We start from the raw sequence: 16,829 nt of genomic DNA, 5'->3' as shown, positions 1-16,829 counted from the left end.
ATGTCACGCTTACGTCATATTTCATGATTACACTCACAACGCGTCATACGCGATGAAATACGGATGAAATACGGCTAGAATTAACTATCTGCAAAGACAAAAGAATATGAAACCTGAACTGCACACGGAAGTGACCAAATCGGGCATCCTGCTTGACCGCGAACTGTCGCAACTGACTTTCAACCGGCGCGTGATGGCCCAGGCGGAAGACCCGAACATTCCGCTGCTCGAGCGCCTGCGCTACCTGTGCATCGTCAGCAGCAACATGGATGAGTTCTTCGAAGTGCGCGTGGCCAGCCTGTTGGCGGCCGGCAGCATCGGCGGTTCGCTGGCCGGCCACCCTGCCCTGGCGGCCAATCTGGAGCGCATCGGCAAGGAATGCCATGCGCTGGTGGAACGCCAGTACGAGATATTAAATAGCGAAGTCTTGCCGGCCCTGCGCGAAGCGGGCGTGCATTTGCTGCGCGACAACGACCGCAACGATGCGCAGCGCGCCTGGGTCAAGCAGTATTTCGACCGTGAAGTGCGCCCCCTGCTGACCCCTATCGGCCTGGACCCGGCCCACCCGTTCCCGCAAGTGGTGAATAAAAGTCTCAATTTCATCGTCTCGCTGAGCGGCAAGGATGCGTTCGGCCGCGGCACGGCCATCGCCATCGTCAAGGCGCCCCGTGTCTTGCCGCGCGTCATCAAGCTCCCGGACGACATTTCCGGCGACGGCGTGTCCTTCTGCCTGTTGTCTTCCGTGATTCATGCGCATATCTCGGATTTGTTCGCCGGGCGCGAAGTAATTGCCTATTCGCAATTTCGCGTCACGCGCGACAGCGACCTGTGGGTCGATGAAGACGAAGTCAAGAATCTGCGCCAGGCGTTAAAAGGCGAACTCGTGGGGCGCCAGTTCGGCACCTCGGTGCGCCTGGAAGTGGCGCGTAATTGCCCGCCAGAATTATCACAGTTCCTGCTCGACCAGTTTAATCTGGATCAAAGCCGCCTCTACCGCGTCAACGGCCCCGTGAACCTCGTGCGTCTGTCGGAAATGATCGACCACGTCAAGCAGCCCGAGCTGCGCTTCCCGCCGTTCTTCCCCGGCCTCGCGCACAAGGCCATCGGCAACGACATCTTTGCCGCGCTGACCAAGCATGACATCCTGCTGCACCACCCGTATCAATCGTTCCAGACGGTGATCGACTTCATCCGCAGCGCCGCCTACGATCCGTCCGTCGTCGCCATCAAGCAGACGATCTACCGCACGGGCATGAACTCGGACCTGATGGAGTCCTTGATCACGGCGGCGAAGATGGGCAAAGAGGTAACAGTCATCGTGGAATTGATGGCGCGTTTCGACGAAGAAGCCAATATCAACTGGGCCGACAAGCTGGAACAGGCTGGCGCGCAAGTCGTGTACGGCGTGGTGGGCCTGAAAACCCACGCCAAGGTGGCGCTCGTCATCCGCCGCGAAGAAGGCGCGCTGCGCTTCTACGCCCACTTGGGCACCGGCAACTACCACCCCACGACCACCAAGCTGTACACGGATTTCGGCTTGCTGACGGCGAACCAGGACCTGGCTGTGGAAGTGAACGAAGTCTTCATCCACCTGACCAGCCTGACCAAGCCGCACAATCTGAACCATTTGTGGCTGGCGCCGTTCGGCCTGCAAAGCGAAATCATCAAGGCCATCCGCAACGAGGCGAAGATCGCCCGTTCAGGCCGGCGCGGTCGCATCATCGTGAAAGTCAACGCGCTCGTCGATGAATCCGTGATCCGCGCCCTGTATGCTGCCTCGACCGATGGCGTGAAGATCGACCTGATCGTGCGCGGCGCCTGCACCCTGAAGCCGGGCGTGCCGGGCTTGTCGGAAAACATCAAGGTGCGCTCCGTGATCGGCCGCTTCCTCGAGCACAGCCGCATTTACTATTTCCGCAACGACCTGGCGCACGATGTCTACCTGGCCAGCGCCGACTGGATGAGCCGCAACCTGTTCCGCAGGGTGGAAGTGGCCTTCCCCGTGCTGGACCGGGCGCTGAAACGGCGCGTGATCGCCGAGGGCTTGAACCCATATTTGAAGGATAATACCAATGCATGGGAGCTGGAGCCAACGGGCCATTATGCGCGCCGCAAGCCGCGCGGCAAGCAGATGCCGTTCAGCGCCCAGCAATACCTGATGCACACACTGGGCACGCCGGGCGCGGAGGTCGGCGAATAGGCAACTCTACACACAGGAGTACAGCATGGATCTCATCTTGTGGCGACACGCAGAAGCCGAGCCGGGCCTCCCCGACCTCGAACGCGCCCTGACCGTCAAAGGCCAGAAACAGGCGCGCCGCATGGGGGAATGGCTGGCCTCGCAACTACCGGAAAATTGCCGCATCCTCGTCAGCCCCGCCTTGCGCACCTTGCAAACGGCGGAGGCGCTGGGGCGCAAATTCAAGCTGATGCCGGAACTGGCACCGGGCGCCGAGGCGGAAGACATCCTGAAGGCGGCCAACTGGCCCGGCGGCAAGGAAACCGTGCTCATCGTCGGCCACCAACCCACCCTGGGCCAGGCAGCCGCCCTGCTGCTGACGGGTGAGGAGCAGGAATGGGAAATGCGCAAGGCCAGCGCGTGGTGGTTCTCCCAGCGCGAGCCAGGCGACCCCGTCAGCGTCTATTTAAAGGCCGTGATGGCGCATGATCATCTGGTGGTGAAATAGTAAAACAGGGAAATGCGCAAGGCCAGCGCAGGATGGACAGGTTCTCCCAGCCCGAGCCAGGTGACCCCGTCAGCGTCTATTTGAAAGCCTTGATGGCGCATGATTTGGTGGTGAAATAGTAAAACAGGGAAATGCGCAAGGCCAGCGCAGGATGGACAGGTTCTCCCAGCCCGAGCCAGGCGACCCCGTCAGTGTCTATTTGAAGGCCGTGATGGCGCATGATCTGGTGGTGAAATAGTAAAACAGGGAAATGCGCAAGGCCAGCGCAGGATGGACAGGTTCTCCCAGCCCGAGCCAGACGACCCCGTCAGTGTCTATTTGAAAGCCGTGATGGCGCATGATCTGGTGGTGAAATAGTAAAACAGGGAAATGCGCAAGGCCAGCGCAGGATGGGCAGGTTCTCCCAGCCCGAGCCAGGCGACCCCGTCAGCGTCTATTTGAAGGCCGTGATGGCGCATGATCTGGTCGTGAAATAGGCCACGGGGTCAGACCCGCCGGGTCTGACCCCAGATTGAAATGCGCAAAAAGTGCGCTGGGACAAATACTGGTGGAGTTCACAACTCAGCAGCCTTGTAAAGCGCTGCCGATCTGCTAGAGTTTAATTGCATCAACTACGTGCTGGAGCGCTGCTCCGGCACATTGAGCAACCCAGCGGACGGCCGTCCAACGGCGGCTGAAAGACCATGTTAATCACCTTCCTCGTTTTTCTCTTCATCGCCATCTTCGCCGCCATCATCGGCTTTGTCGCCTTTGAACTGGTCGAAGAAATGCGCGGCAGCCACCATAAGCTGATGGACCGCTATCACGAGTAGCGTTCACCTCCGCACTATCGCATGGCGCCAGCGACGGCCAACAGGCCCGTCCCTCGCGCCATCCTTGTTTTTACGCTCCCGTCTTACACTCCCGTCTTGAACTTCGTATAAATGCGCGTCATCAAGCGGCGGATATCGGCCGTGGTCGCTTCCGGCGCGGCCATGCGCTGCTTGTCGGCGTCCGACAGGAAGATCGCCTTGTTCTCGCCGATGTCCTTGCGTACATATTTGATGCTGGCCGGATTCGGATTCGCGTAGAAGACCTTGTTGCTCAGGCTGGCATGCACTTGCGGACGCAGGATGTAGTTGATGAACAGGTGCGCATTGTTCGGGTGCGGCGCGTCGGCGGGAATGGCCATGGTGTCGAACATCAGGGCGGCCGTCTTCGGCACCAGCACCTGGATCACGTTGCCATTCTTCGCGTCGATGGCGCGCTGGCGCGCGATATTGATGTCGCCCGACCAGCCCAGCGCGACGCAGACGGAACCGTTGGCCATGTCATTGATGTAGCCTGAGGAGCTGAACAAGGTTACGTAGGGGCGGATCGCCTGCAGCACCTTGCCCGCTTCCTGGTAGTCGGCGGCCGTTTTCGAGTAGGCGGGCTTGCCCAGGTATTGCAGGGCGGCCGGCAGCACTTCCGACGGCGAGTCGAGGAAGGACACGCCGCACGATTTCAGCTTGGCCGCATATTTCGGATCGAAGATCAAATCCCAGGCATTGTCGGGCATGGGCATGCCGCCCAGCGCGGCCTTGACCTTGTTGACGTTGATGCCCACCGTCGTGTAGCCCCACAGCCAGTCGACCAGGTAATCGTTGTTCGGGTCGATCTTCGACAATTTCGCCTGCAGGTTCGGATCGAGGTTGCCCAGGTTGGTCAGCTTGCTCTTGTCGAGCTTGCGCAGCAGGCCCGCGTCGATCTGCAGCCGCGCCCACTGGGCCGTCGGCACGACGATGTCGTAGCCGGACTTGCCCGCCACCAGTTTCGCATTGAGGATTTCGTTATTGTCGAAAACGTCGTAGCGTACCTTGATGCCCGTTTCCTTCTCAAAATTCTTGATCGTATCGTCGCCGATATAGTCCGACCAGTTGTAGATGTTCAGGACTTTTTCTTCCTGGGCGTGCGCAGGCAAGGCCAGCACGGCCGCCGCCAAGGTCAGTCCCAGTCCAATGCGCCGTCCTGCTTGCCATGTGTTTGCCATCGTACCGCCTCCGAAAATTAGTCAGAAAATAGTGACGATGATAGCAAGAAGGGCGGCATCAGGTCTAGCCTGATACCGCCCTGCCTGAGGACGTCTAACAAAACCTACTGCGCGTCGCGCTTTGCGGCCTGCGATGCTCACCGTACTAGAGTACGGTTGCGCTTCTCTGCCACAAATCACTGCCGCTCGCTACGGTTTTGTTAGACGTCGCAAATCGTCGCACATCTTCCTCACTGCAAATGCCGTAAAACTGGGGTCAGACCCGACGGGGGAAGCTGCCCCAATGGGGTAGCTTCCAATCCCGCAGGGACTGACCAGCCAACATTACACCTTATCCAGCCCCACCTGCGCCCCTGTAAACACCAGGTTGCCGTTCTGGGCGTCGATGCGGATCTCGTCTTTCGGGCCGAAGCGGCCTTCCAGGATCAGCTTCGACAGCGGATTTTCGATCTGCTGCTGGATCGCCCGTTTCAACGGACGGGCGCCATACACCGGATCGTAGCCCGCTTCGGCGATCTGCTGCAGCGCGGCGTCCGTCAGGCTCAGCTGCATGTCCATGCGTTCCAGGCGTTCTTCGAGAATTTTGAGCTGGATCTTCGCGATCGCGCCGATATTCTTCTCGTCGAGGCCGTGGAACACGACGATTTCGTCGATACGGTTGACGAACTCGGGACGGAAGTGCGAGCGTACCTCGGCCATCACGGCCAGCTTCACGACACCGGGATCATCGCTTTCCATCGCCTGGATCTTGTGCGAACCCAGGTTCGAGGTCATGATGATGACGGTATTCTTGAAGTCCACCGTGCGGCCCTGGCCGTCCGTCATGCGTCCGTCGTCGAGCACTTGCAGCAGCACGTTGAAGACGTCGGCATGCGCCTTTTCCACTTCGTCGAGCAGGATCACGCTGTACGGCTTGCGGCGCACGGCTTCCGTCAGGTAGCCGCCTTCGTCGTAGCCCACGTAGCCGGGTGGCGCGCCGATCAGACGGGCCACGGAATGCTTCTCCATGAACTCGCTCATGTCGATGCGGATCATCGATTCCTCCGTATCGAACAGGAAGGTCGCCAGCGCCTTGCTCAGCTCGGTCTTACCCACGCCCGTCGGTCCCAGGAACATGAAGGAACCATAGGGACGGTTCGGATCGCTCAAGCCGGCGCGCGAGCGGCGGATGGCGTCAGCCACGGCCGTGATCGCTTCATCCTGGCCCACGACGCGTTCATGCAGCTTCTCTTCGATGTGCAGCAGCTTGTCGCGCTCGCCCTGCATCATGCGCGACACGGGAATCCCCGTCGCGCGCGACACCACTTCGGCGATTTCCTCGGCGCCCACTTCCGTGCGCAGCAGTTTCGGCTGGTCGGGATCGAGTTTCGGGATGCCGCTGTCGGCCTGCTTGAGCTGGGCTTCCAGCTGCGGCAACTTGCCATACTGCAGCTCCGACACTTTCTGCCAGTTGCTCTCGCGCGTGGCCTGCTCCATCTGCAGCTTGACCTGCTCGATCTCTTCCTTGATGTGCGTGCTGCCCTGCACCACGGCCTTTTCCGCCTTCAGGATTTCCTCGAAGTCATTGTATTCGCGCTGCAGCTTGACGATCTCTTCCTCGATCAAGCCCAGGCGGCGCAGCGATGCTTCGTCTTTTTCCTTCTTGACGGCTTCGCGCTCGATTTTCAGCTGGATCAGACGGCGTTCCAGCTTGTCCATCACTTCCGGCTTCGAGTCGATCTCGATCTTGATCTTCGCCGCCGCCTCGTCGATCAGGTCGATCGCCTTGTCGGGCAGGAAGCGGTCGGTGATGTAGCGGTGCGACAATTCCGCCGCGGCAATGATGGCCGCATCCGTGATTTCCACCTTGTGATGCAGCGCATATTTATCCTGCAAGCCGCGCAGGATGGCGATCGTCGCCTCCACGGTCGGTTCGTCGACGAGCACTTTCTGGAAGCGGCGTTCCAGCGCGGCATCCTTTTCGATGTACTTGCGGTATTCGTCGAGCGTGGTGGCCCCCACGCAATGCAGCTCGCCGCGCGCCAGTGCCGGTTTGAGCATATTGCCGGCATCCATCGCGCCGTCGGCCTTGCCCGCGCCCACCATGGTGTGCATCTCGTCGATGAAGACGATGGTTTGCCCTTCATCCATGGCCAGTTCCTTGAGCACGGATTTCAGGCGCTCTTCGAACTCGCCGCGGAACTTGGCACCTGCAACCAGGGCGGCCATGTCCAGCGCCAGCACGCGCTTGCCTTTCAGCGATTCAGGCACTTCGCCATTGACGATGCGCTGCGCCAGGCCTTCGACGATGGCCGTCTTGCCCACGCCCGGCTCGCCGATCAGCACGGGATTGTTCTTGCTGCGGCGCTGCAGGATCTGGATGGTGCGGCGGATTTCATCGTCGCGGCCGATCACGGGATCGAGCTTGCCCTTGCGCGCCCGCTCCGTCAGGTCCAAGGTGTATTTTTTCAAGGCTTCGCGCTGGCCTTCGGCTTCCTGCGAATCGACCTTGTTGCCGCCGCGTACGGCGTCGATGGCCGCCTCCAGCGCCTTGCGGGTCAGGCCGTTTTCGCGCGCCAGCTTGCCGCAGTCGGACTTGTCGTCCGTCATGGCCAGCAAGACCATTTCGCTGGACACGAACTGGTCGCCCGCCTTCTGCGATTCCTTGTCGGCCAGGTTCAGCAATGCCACGAATTCGCGGCTGACCTGCACGTCGCCGCCCGTGCCGGAGACCTTCGGCAAGCGTTCGATGGACGCGCCCAGGGCCTTGGACAGGCCGCCCACGTTGACGCCGGCCCGCTGCAACAGCGAGCGGGCGCCGCCATCGTCCTGGTTCAACAGGGCCGTCAGCAGGTGGACTGGTTCGATATAGGGATTGTCGTTGCCCACGGCCAAGCTTTGCGCGTCGGCCAGGGCTTCCTGTAACTTGGTAGTCAGTTTATCTTGTCGCATGAAAAGCGCTCCCGGTTAATTAGTTGTTAACCAAATTGGGGTGAGGCAGTACTTTTCAAGCATACACAAAGCAGAAAACTGATGCATTTTGGCAAATGCTAGCGTGCGCGGCGCGTTCGCTTCAAATGGCGCTTGCTTTTGCGGCCCACTTGTCCAGGGCCGTCTCGTCGCTGTCGCGCGCATCGACCCAACGCGCCCCTTCGGGCGTGTCTTCCTTCTTCCAGAACGGCGCTTCCGTCTTCAGGTAGTCGATGATGAATTCACAGGCGGCAAACGCCTCGCCCCGGTGGGCGGACGACACGGCCACCAGCACGATCTGCTCCTGCGGCAGCAAGGGCCCCACGCGGTGGATCACCAGCGCGCCGGACAGGGGCCAGCGGCCCCGCGCCTGCTCCACGATGGCTGCAATGGACTTTTCCGTCATGCCCGGATAGTGCTCGAGCTCAATCGCGGCCACGTCCAGCCCTTCGTTCATGTCGCGCACCGTGCCGACGAAGCCGACGACGGCGCCCACCTTGGGGTTGCCTGCGCGCAATTGTGCAATTTCTTGACTCAAGTCAAAATCGGCTTGCTGGATGCGGACGGATGTACTCATTTCGCGTTGCCTCCGATGCGGCGCAGCAGGGTTTCGATGCGGCTGGCCGTGCGCGCATCGGCGATGGCGGGAATCGCGCACAGCTGCATCAGCTGCGACACTTGCGTGAGCGGCTTCTGGCCCGATTTGAGCGACGATTGCAGCACTTCCACCTGCATTTTCAGGCGGTCGCGGGCAAATTCGGCGCCGCTGTCGACACCGGCGACGATTTCCAGGCGCAACACTTCACCGAGCAGACGCTCCTGATTGGCCTGCAATTGCTGCACGTAGGCCGCGCTGCCCTCGCCCAGCGCGGCCTGAGCGGCGGCAAAGCGCTGCTGCAGGCTGCGTTCGTACTGGGCGTCGAGCGGCGGCAAGGCGCTCCAGCGCTCGGACCACGCTTGCGCGTCGGCGCCGTCGCCGCCATCGGCCAGTGCGGCTTCCAGCGATTGCACCAGGCGCAGCTTGTCGCGCAGGGCGTTGGCCTGCGCCGCGCCAGCGCGTTCGGCGATGGCGTCCGCCTGCGCCTGCACGCCGGCGACCGCCGCCTGGTAGCGCTGCTCGATCTTCGCTTCGCTGGCGCGCGGCACGGGGCCGGTGGCGTTCCAGGCGGCGCGCGTGTCGCGCAGCAAGTGGTTGATGAAGGCGCTGCGGGCCTTGTCGTCGCCCTCGGGCACGACGGCCGTTTCCAGCGCGGCGCACAGCGCTTCGCGCGCATGCAGGTGTTCGCGGCGCTCGTGGTCGGCCGCGTGGGCCGTTTCCTTGCGCCTGGCGAAGATATCGTCGCAGGCGGCACGGAAACGCTGCCACAGCGCCTGTTCCGCGCGGCGTTCCAGCGGCAGGGCCTTGGCCAGTTCCTGCCATTTGTCCTGCAAGGCTTTCAGCATGTCGACCGTGTTGCGCTCCGATGGCTTGAGCAGACCCACTTCGACGATCAATTGCTCGCGGCGCGCCGTCTCGATCTGGCGCTGCGTGTCCAGCGGCTTGGACAGGGCGTCCAGCGCGGCGCCGAATTCCGTATCCAGGCGTTTCTTTTCCTTGCGGTCGATCGTGCCCAGGCGCGTCCACGCCTGGCGCAAGCGCTGCGAGGCGGAAGCGACATGTTTCCAGTCGGTACTCTCTTCGGCCGCCAGGGCCGCCGTTTCCGCGATCAGTTCCTGGGCCTTGGCTGCATTGCCGTGGCGCTCTTCCGCCAGTTGCTTGAAATGCTGGGCCGCCGGCGCATACGCCACGCTGCAAGCGGCGTCGAAACGCTCCCACAGCGATTTCGGTGCGGGGCCGGACAAGGTGTCGAGCGACTTCCAGCGCTCGCGCAAGCTGCCCACTTTCTTGGCCAGCTCGGTCATCGGCAATTGTTGCGCCGGCAATTCCTCGCCCGCCTTGACCAGTTCCTCGCGCGACACATTGCCGCCCCAGCGCGCCCAGTCGGCAAGGCGCTTGAACTCGCCGCGCACATGGGCCAGGCGATCCGCTTGCGCAGGCGTCAAACGGCCGTGCTTGCTATCGCGCAAGGTCTTGTCATGTTCGGAAGCCACGTGCAGCAAGCCATCCTGCAGCGCCGCTTCCATGGCGTCGAGCACCTTGAAGAACTGCTCCGTCGCTTCCTTCGACACGGGCGCGTGTTCCTGGCGCGGCTTGCGCGGCGCCGGTTCCGCATGCGCTGGCGCGTCCACGGCTGCGGCAGGGACGACCGGCGCCGGGGCGCTGGCCAGCAGGGCCGCAAATTGCTGCTGCAGGCTGTCGGACAATGGCGATTCCGGCAGGCGCGGCAAGGCTTGCCACGCGCGTTTCAAGGTGTCTGCATCGAGCGTGGCGGCGTCCTGCGCCTGCCATGCGGCCAGAGCAAGCTGGCGCGCGTCGAACACGGCCTGGTGCTGCTGCAGCGCCTGCAGGGCAGACTGCGCCTGCTCGCGCGCCTGGATGAAATCGCTCTCCAGGTGTTTCGGCAAGGAAGCGCGTTCGGGCGATTGCGCATGCTGCGCATGTTCCGCGTCGAGGCGGGCCAGCGCCTGCGCCAGCTCATCGGAGGACTGGCCACTGGCAGCCAAGGCGCGCGCGGCGGCGACGGTGTCGATCACGGCGCGCTGCAACACCACTTGCGCTTCCAGGCGGGCGGCCAGCGCGGCGCGCGCGGCGGCAAAGGCGCTCTCCAGCTCGGGCGTGGCCTTGATGACTTGCCATTGGCGGTCCAGCTCGGCTACCTGGTTCGGGCTCAGCTTGTCATCGTTCAACAGGCGCTGCGCCGTGGCGATGCTGGCCTGGGCGCGTTGCGTCTCGGCCGCCTGATGACGGATCAGGTCGATGCGGCCCTGCATCAGCTTGGCAACGCGGCGGTCCGTATTGCGCATGGCGTGGTGGACTTTTTCCAGCAGGGGCAAGCTATGGACGTGTTCGGCCGCGATCAGGCGGGCATCGGCAAATTCGCTGGACACGATGAATTCACAGGCGGCGGCTTCGTCGCCCGCCACGGCATGGGCACGCGCAACCTGTTCGGCGCGGCGCGATGCGCTCTGCGCCGAGGCGGCGGCCTGTTCTGCCACGACAGGATCGGGGACGGCAGTCTTGCTGGCAGAACGCTTGAAGAGAAATTCGAACATGACGGGTTTCGCGTGGATCAAAACCACCATCATAACAAAGCCCGGGGTATTGCATCGGACAGGGCTGAACAAGTTATCAAATGACTAAAATGACTCTTTTCCCTATGACGGCGCCATGTGCCCGGCGATAAAACCACCCTGGCACAGGCGGGCCTGCCGGGGTGTGCGCTCGCTACCCGTTCAAGCCTGTGCGCGCAGCGGCGGTGACGGTGCAAGCTGCGCCGACGCGCCGCCGGCCTCGGCGTTTTCCCCGCCGGTGGCAGGCGTGCCCGGCGCCGGCAAGGATGTCGGCAAAGGCGCCGGCAAAACAAAGGGCAGCACCTGCGCCTTGCCACGGCGCGCCTCCTGCGCGCGCGCGTCGTGGGCGAGGAACTGGTAGGCGATGGCAAACCACGCTTCGCCCACGATGACCTTGCGCGCCAGCGCGAACAGTTCGCGCTCCTCTTTTTCCAGGCGCTGCAGCAAGGCCGCGCAAAAGGCATCGATGGCCGCGCACAGCTGCTCGGCCTGCAATTCGGAATGGTCGATGGCGGCGCCCGCGCGCTGCTGCACCGCATTGATGCTTTCCAGCGCCACGTGGTTCAAGCCATTGATTTCATTGAGCAAGCCGTCGGCATGCGGTGCGGCCTGGCGAATGGCGGGCACCAGATACATTTCCACCTTGCGCCAGTAGCCGCCCTGGTACAGCCGGCTCAGCCAGTCGCCCGCATACTGCAGCTGCGCCAGGCTGAGTCTGCTCTGGTGACGCAGCTGCACATGCATGTACTTCTGAAAGGCCAGCAGGCTCATGCGGATGCTGGCCTGTTCCACTGACAGGGAAACCAATATATATGTTGCCGTAAGCATGCACTCACTCCCGAAAATGCGCTGGATGTCTGATCCTGGAAGTGAAAGTGTAAAGACTACCGACAGCGATGGGCTTGATCCTGCACAAACCCGCAGCGGGCCGCCGCGCTTTCTTTTACGGCGCGCGCAAGCCGATATGCAGGTTGACGACGCCGGGCTCTTCCGATGGCGTGACTTCGCCGCCAAAGCTTTTCACCAGCCGCTGCATGCCCTTGTTGCGCGCCATCGCCTCGCCCACCAGCGCTTCCGTGCCCCGGCTGCGGAAGTAGTCGACGAGCTTCTCGAACAGGATGTGCCCGAGTCCCTTGCCCTTCAGGGCCGAACGCACGGCGATGGCGAAATCGGCGTGGATATTGTCCGGGTCGGCCACGGCGCGCACCACGCCCAGGGTTTCCGGCTTGCCGTCCGGCCCCGTGTGCGTGGCGATGAAGGCCATGGCGCGGTCGTAATCAATCTGCGTCAGGCGCGCCAGCTGCGACACGGGCAGCTCGCGCATGGAGGTAAAAAAGCGCAGGCGCACGTCGTCCGGGTCCAGCGCGTGGAACAGATCCATGTGCTGCGGCGCATCCTCGGGGCGGATGGGGCGCAGCAGGATGGATTGATCCATCCACGTCACCTGCTCTTCCAGCTCCTGCGGATACGGGCGGATGGCCAGGCGGTCGCGCTGCTGGCCCGGCTGCAGGCGAATGCGCGCGTCGAGGGCGATCACGCCGTCCGCGTCGGCCACCAGCGGGTTGATGTCGAGTTCGGCCAGCTCGCCGATGTCGGCCACCAGCTCGGCCACCTGGATCAGCGTGTAGCAGATGGCGTCGATGTCGGCCGGCGGCTGGTTGCGGTAGCCGGCCAGCAGTTTCGACACGCGCGTGCGCGCCAGCATGTCGCGCGCCAGCACCATGTTCAGCGGCGGCAGGCCGATCGCGTGGTCGGCCGTCACTTCCACGGCGATGCCGCCCTGCCCCACCAGGATCACGGGGCCGAAGGCGGCGTCCGTGGTGACGCCGACGATCAATTCATGCGATTGCGGCCGGCGCGCCATCTGCTGCACCGTAAAACCGTCGATCAGCGCGTCGGGCCGCATGCGGCGCACGCGCTTGAGCATGGCGGCGGCGGCCGTGCGCAGGATGTCGGGCGTGTCGAGGTCGAGCGCCACGCCGCCCACGTCGGATTTGTGGGCGATGTCGGGCGAATGGATCTTCAGCGCGACGGGATAGCCGATATCGGCCGCCACGGCCAGCGCCTCTTCCACGTCGGCCGCCATGCGCGTGGTGGCGACGGGAATGCCGTAGGCGGCCAAAATCTCCTTCGAGCGGCATTCGCCGAGCACCGTCTGGCCGGCCGCCAGCGCGGCGGCGACGATTTCGCGCACCCTGGCGCGGCGCGGCGTGGCCGACATGGGCAGCTGCGCCGGCACCTGCATCAGGGTTTCCTGGTTGCGCCGGTACTGCACGATCTGCATGAAGCCATGCACGGCCTTTTCCGGCGTGTCATAGGTGGGAATGCCGGCGCGATTGAAAACCTGGCGCGCGGGCGCCACGGTGGTGCCGCCCAGGAGGCACGACAGCACCGTGCGCGAGGTGGCCTTGATCAGCGGCGTGACGGCTTCGGCGATGTCGATCGACGAGACCATGGCCGTGGGTGCGTGCAGCAGCAGCAAGGCGTCCGCCTGCGGCTCGTCGAGCAGCGGCTTGATGGCGTCGGCATAGCGCTGGACGGCCGCGTCGCCGGGCAAGCCGACGGGGTTGTCGTGCGACCACCCGCGTGGCAGCGCCTTTTCCAGCGCGATCACGGTGTCCGGCGACAGCTCGGCCAGCTTGCCGCCGCTGCTCACCAGCGCATCGGTGGCCATCACGCCCAGGCCGCCGCCGTTGCACAAAATCGCCAGGCGCTCGCCGCGCTGCGAGCGGATGTGCGTGAGCGTTTCCACGGCGTCGAACAGCTCTTCGGCCGAATACACGCGCAACATGCCGGCGCGGCGGATGGCCGCGTCGTAGACGGCGTCGGAGCCGGCCAGCGCGCCCGTATGCCAGGCCGCCATGGCCGCGCCTTCCGCCTCGCGCCCCGCCTTCAGCACGATGACGGGCTTGCTGCGCGCGGCGGCCCGCGCCGCCGACATGAATTTGCGCGCCGCCTGGATGTCTTCCATGTACAGCAGGATGGCGGCCGTGTCGATGTCGCCGGCCAGGTAGTCGAGCAGGTCGCCGAAATCGATGTCGTAGCTGGCGCCGAGCGAAATGAATTTGGAAAAGCCCACGCCATGCGCGTTGGCCCAGTCGAGCACGCCCGACACCAGTGCGCCCGATTGCGAGACGAAGGCGATCTTGCCGCTCGTCGCACCGACGTGGGCGAAGCTGGCGTTCAAGCCCAGTTTGGGCACCAGCAACCCCATGCTGTTGGGGCCGAGGATGCGCAGCAAATGCGGCTTGGCCGCCTTCAGCATGGCCAGGCGCAGCGACTGCTCGCGCACGGGGTCCAGGCCCGACGTCATGACGATGGCGGCGCGCGTGCCCAGCGCGCCCAGTTCGCGGATCAGCGCCGTGATGGTGGCGGGCGGCGTGCAGATGATGGCCAGGTCCGGCGCCTTGGGCAGGTGCGCCAGCTTGCGATAGCATTTCAGGCCCATCAGCTCGTCGTACTTGGGGTTGACGGGCCAAATCTCTCCCTGGTAGCCGCCGCCCAGCAGGTTGTACAGGGCGATGGCGCCCAGCTTGCGTTCGCGCGCCGTGGCGCCGATCAGGGCCACCGAGGCCGGCTTGAACAGCTTGTCGAGATTACGGATACTCATGTTCTGGCCTCATGGTTTGCCGGAGTGGGATGCCGGAGCGGCTGCGCCAGTGTATAGGATGCGTTGCCAAAAAAACTTGACCTTGTCACGCGTTTCGCAAAAAAATAGTGCCTCTACCAGCGCGAGCGGTGGCTTTCCGTCACGCCCGCCAGCTGCGCCACGATGCGCTTGGGCGAGTCCGCGCTGGTGCGCACCCAGCCGCTGAACGTGCCGATGGGCTGGATGTAGCGGCTGGCGGCGATCCACAGGTTTTTATCCTCGCGCCGCGCCCCTTCCGGCTTGAAGTGCAGGTCGAGCAGATCGTCGTCCGTCCATACGTGCCACGGCGCCAGCGGGTTGTCGGGATTGAAGTCGAAATGCGCGCGGCCCAGCGGATACAGCTGGCCATCGAGCCACAGCGCGTTTTCATGCGCGCCGAAATAGCCGGCCTGCAGGTTGAAACCGAGGTCCAGGCTGTGCGCCGAAGCCCAGCGCCATTCCGTCTCGCGCGCCAGCAAGCCGTTCGAATAATCGAAGCTGGCCACGCCGTCGTCCAGGCTGTAGCCGACGGCGCCGCAGCGCACGCTGCCCCACAAGGGCAGGCCGCCCGACTTTTGCGTCGCATGCACGCTGCCGCCCTCGCCCACGGGGCCGATGGCCAGCAAGGTGGGCGCCACGGGCGGGCCGCATTCCGCGTCGATGCCGAAATGGCCGCAATCGAGCCGCAAGCGGTAGCGCTGCTGCGGCTGCGCCTCGATGCTGATTTTCTGCGACAAAAAACGGAAACGGCTGGAAGCACCCGCATGCGGCGCCAGCGTGGCGCACAGGCCAGGAATGCCATCCTGCGAAAAGCTCGCCACGATCTTGCCCTTGTGGCGGTCGAAGGCATAGGCGAAGGCGGTGCTGGTCCAGCCCAGGTCGACGATGGCCACGCCGCAGAATACGGCCGGTGTTGACAGGGCCACGTAATGCCAGCGCTTGTGGTGGAACAGGCGCCAGAGGGCGCCGCGTGCATGCGGCGGCGCCAGCGCGGCCCAGTCGAAAGCGTCCAGCTGGCCCGTGTAGCGGCCGAAGCATGGCTGGCCGTCGGCGGCGAGCAGGGATGACGGCGCGGGCGGCAGCATCATGCGGCCTGCCTTGCGGCAGCGCCGCCGTCGTGCAGGGCGGCGGCCAGCAGCGTGCCAAATAACGCCGGCTGCGCCTGGGCTATCTCGACCTGCGGGCAGGCATGCCAGAGCGCCAGGCGCCGCACGGCGCCGGCCACGTCCTGCACCAGGCGGGGGCTGACGCGCACGCCCTCTTCCAGCGCCAGCGACTTGATCTCGAAGCGCCCCTGCGCGCGGTGCGCCTTGGCGTCCAGGCGTCCCACGAGCGCGCCGCGCCGCAAGATCGGCAACGTGAAGTAGCCATAGCGGCGTTTTTCAGCGGGCGTGTAGCATTCGAGCCGGTAGTCGAAATCGAACAGTTCCAGCGCGCGGCGCCGGTCCCATACGACGGGGTCGAACGGCGACAGGATCGTCGTCAAGGTGGGCGCCAGCTTGCCGGCGGCGGCCGCGCGCAGCAACTCCCCATGCTCGGCATGCACGTAGACGGCGTCGCTCCAGCCGGCCACCGCGCAGCGCAGCAGCGCGCCCTCGTCGACCAGCGCCTGCAGATCGTGCGCCAGGCTGGCGCGCGCCTGTTTGGTGCGGAAATAGTCGCTGATCCAGCCGGCCCGCGCCAGGCCCAGCGCCTTCACGCTGGCCAGCAGCAAACGGCGGCGCACCTCGTCCTCGGGCGGCAGCAAGCCGTCGTGCCAGCCCGGCAGCACCCGTTCGGCCAGGTCATAATAGCGCTGGAACTGATGCCGCTTGGCGATCATCAGCACGCCCGACGTAAACAGCACTTCGAGCGAGCGCTTTTCCGGCTTCCAGCTCCACCAGCCGCCCGCCTGGCCATCCGTGCGTTCAAAATCGGCCGAGCGCGCGGCGCCGTTGGCGCGGATATGCTCGAGCACCGACGCGACGGCGTCGCCCTGCTCGGCCATCCATTTGACGGAATACTTCCAGCCCATGGCGGCCGGGTCCAGCATGCGGTGGCGGTACAAGCCATAGTCTTCGATGGGCACGAAGCACGCCTCATGCGCCCAGTATTCGAACAGCGCGCCCTCGGCCAGCAATTGCTCGAGCCACGGCTGCGGATAGTCGCCCAGCCGGCTCCACAGCACCAGGTAGGGGCTGCGCGCCACCACGTGGATGGTGTCGATCTGCAGCACGCCCATCCGGCGGATAGCGGCCAGCACGTCGGCCTTCACGGCTTTTTTACGCCGCGCCTGCAGCAAGCCCTGCGCGGCCAGGTGCAGGGCGCGCGCGGCGGCCAGCGAGAGCGGGGGGACGTCGGAAGGCGGGTGCTTGTCTGGTCTGTGCATAATAGAAAGATACCG

General features: G+C 64.1%; 11 protein-coding genes. 3 read left to right on the top strand and 8 right to left on the bottom strand.

Annotated elements, in window-relative coordinates:
• The first annotated feature begins 106 nt into the window (after positions 1-106).
• The 3 genes from ppk1 (at position 107) to AC1Q6X_RS26425 (ending at position 3,499) form a co-directional block, all read left to right on the top strand.
• Positions 107-2,200 carry a polyphosphate kinase 1 gene (gene ppk1 / locus AC1Q6X_RS26435; protein ID WP_070218042.1) on the top strand — a complete coding sequence of 698 codons (2,094 nt, stop codon included), beginning with the start codon at positions 107-109 and terminating at the stop codon, positions 2,198-2,200.
• Positions 2,201-2,225: 25 nt separating this feature from the next.
• The gene (sixA, locus tag AC1Q6X_RS26430) at positions 2,226-2,687 is read left to right on the top strand and encodes a phosphohistidine phosphatase SixA (RefSeq protein ID WP_492498892.1); all 462 of its coding nucleotides are present in this window, start codon (positions 2,226-2,228) and stop codon (positions 2,685-2,687) included.
• A 683-nt stretch (positions 2,688-3,370) separates the two neighbouring features.
• Positions 3,371-3,499 carry a hypothetical protein gene (locus tag AC1Q6X_RS26425; RefSeq protein ID WP_256267160.1) on the top strand — a complete coding sequence of 43 codons (129 nt, stop codon included), beginning with the start codon at positions 3,371-3,373 and terminating at the stop codon, positions 3,497-3,499.
• A gap of 83 nt (positions 3,500-3,582) precedes the next feature.
• Here AC1Q6X_RS26425 and AC1Q6X_RS26420 read toward each other — a convergent pair whose 3' ends face one another.
• The 8 genes from AC1Q6X_RS26420 to AC1Q6X_RS26385 form a co-directional block, all read right to left on the bottom strand.
• Entirely contained in the window at positions 3,583-4,698 is a 1,116-nt protein-coding gene (locus AC1Q6X_RS26420) for a polyamine ABC transporter substrate-binding protein (protein WP_070310488.1), read from the bottom strand.
• Positions 4,699-5,022: 324 nt separating this feature from the next.
• Entirely contained in the window at positions 5,023-7,629 is a 2,607-nt protein-coding gene (gene clpB / locus AC1Q6X_RS26415) for an ATP-dependent chaperone ClpB (RefSeq protein WP_070290769.1), read from the bottom strand.
• A gap of 121 nt (positions 7,630-7,750) precedes the next feature.
• A complete protein-coding gene (gene moaE / locus AC1Q6X_RS26410) occupies positions 7,751-8,224 on the bottom strand; it encodes a molybdopterin synthase catalytic subunit MoaE (RefSeq protein ID WP_492498891.1) in 474 nt (157 codons plus the stop codon).
• Positions 8,221-10,800 carry a DUF349 domain-containing protein gene (locus AC1Q6X_RS26405; RefSeq protein WP_492498890.1) on the bottom strand — a complete coding sequence of 860 codons (2,580 nt, stop codon included), beginning with the start codon at positions 10,798-10,800 and terminating at the stop codon, positions 8,221-8,223. Before AC1Q6X_RS26405 ends, moaE begins: the two co-directional genes overlap by 4 nt.
• A gap of 180 nt (positions 10,801-10,980) precedes the next feature.
• Positions 10,981-11,646: a hypothetical protein gene (locus tag AC1Q6X_RS26400; protein WP_492498889.1), complete on the bottom strand. Its 666-nt coding sequence runs from the start codon at positions 11,644-11,646 to the stop codon at positions 10,981-10,983.
• A gap of 115 nt (positions 11,647-11,761) precedes the next feature.
• Entirely contained in the window at positions 11,762-14,428 is a 2,667-nt protein-coding gene (locus AC1Q6X_RS26395; RefSeq protein ID WP_070221396.1) for a bifunctional acetate--CoA ligase family protein/GNAT family N-acetyltransferase, read from the bottom strand.
• 113 nt (positions 14,429-14,541) lie between these two features.
• Positions 14,542-15,534 (bottom strand): DUF2804 domain-containing protein, encoded by a 993-nt coding sequence (locus tag AC1Q6X_RS26390; protein WP_070310485.1) that lies wholly within the window; start codon positions 15,532-15,534, stop codon positions 14,542-14,544.
• Positions 15,531-16,814: a winged helix-turn-helix domain-containing protein gene (locus tag AC1Q6X_RS26385; RefSeq protein ID WP_492498888.1), complete on the bottom strand. Its 1,284-nt coding sequence runs from the start codon at positions 16,812-16,814 to the stop codon at positions 15,531-15,533. Before AC1Q6X_RS26385 ends, AC1Q6X_RS26390 begins: the two co-directional genes overlap by 4 nt.
• Positions 16,815-16,829: the final 15 nt, after the last annotated feature.

It is taken from the genome of Janthinobacterium sp. GW823-FHT06H09 (assembly GCF_058794735.1).
Note: the sequence above shows the minus strand (reverse complement) of the source record. Positions and strands in the feature narration are given on the sequence as shown.

What these genes read in the sequence shown, in the direction of transcription:
- ppk1 (WP_070218042.1), top strand. Translation starts at nt 107, where the DNA reads ATGAAACCTGAACTGCACACGGAAGTGACCAAATCGGGCATCCTGCTT.
- sixA (WP_492498892.1), top strand. Translation starts at nt 2,226, where the DNA reads ATGGATCTCATCTTGTGGCGACACGCAGAAGCCGAGCCGGGCCTCCCC.
- AC1Q6X_RS26425 (WP_256267160.1), top strand. Translation starts at nt 3,371, where the DNA reads ATGTTAATCACCTTCCTCGTTTTTCTCTTCATCGCCATCTTCGCCGCC.
- AC1Q6X_RS26420 (WP_070310488.1), bottom strand. Translation starts at nt 4,698, where the DNA reads ATGGCAAACACATGGCAAGCAGGACGGCGCATTGGACTGGGACTGACC.
- clpB (WP_070290769.1), bottom strand. Translation starts at nt 7,629, where the DNA reads ATGCGACAAGATAAACTGACTACCAAGTTACAGGAAGCCCTGGCCGAC.
- moaE (WP_492498891.1), bottom strand. Translation starts at nt 8,224, where the DNA reads ATGAGTACATCCGTCCGCATCCAGCAAGCCGATTTTGACTTGAGTCAA.
- AC1Q6X_RS26405 (WP_492498890.1), bottom strand. Translation starts at nt 10,800, where the DNA reads ATGTTCGAATTTCTCTTCAAGCGTTCTGCCAGCAAGACTGCCGTCCCC.
- AC1Q6X_RS26400 (WP_492498889.1), bottom strand. Translation starts at nt 11,646, where the DNA reads ATGCTTACGGCAACATATATATTGGTTTCCCTGTCAGTGGAACAGGCC.
- AC1Q6X_RS26395 (WP_070221396.1), bottom strand. Translation starts at nt 14,428, where the DNA reads ATGAGTATCCGTAATCTCGACAAGCTGTTCAAGCCGGCCTCGGTGGCC.
- AC1Q6X_RS26390 (WP_070310485.1), bottom strand. Translation starts at nt 15,534, where the DNA reads ATGATGCTGCCGCCCGCGCCGTCATCCCTGCTCGCCGCCGACGGCCAG.
- AC1Q6X_RS26385 (WP_492498888.1), bottom strand. Translation starts at nt 16,814, where the DNA reads ATGCACAGACCAGACAAGCACCCGCCTTCCGACGTCCCCCCGCTCTCG.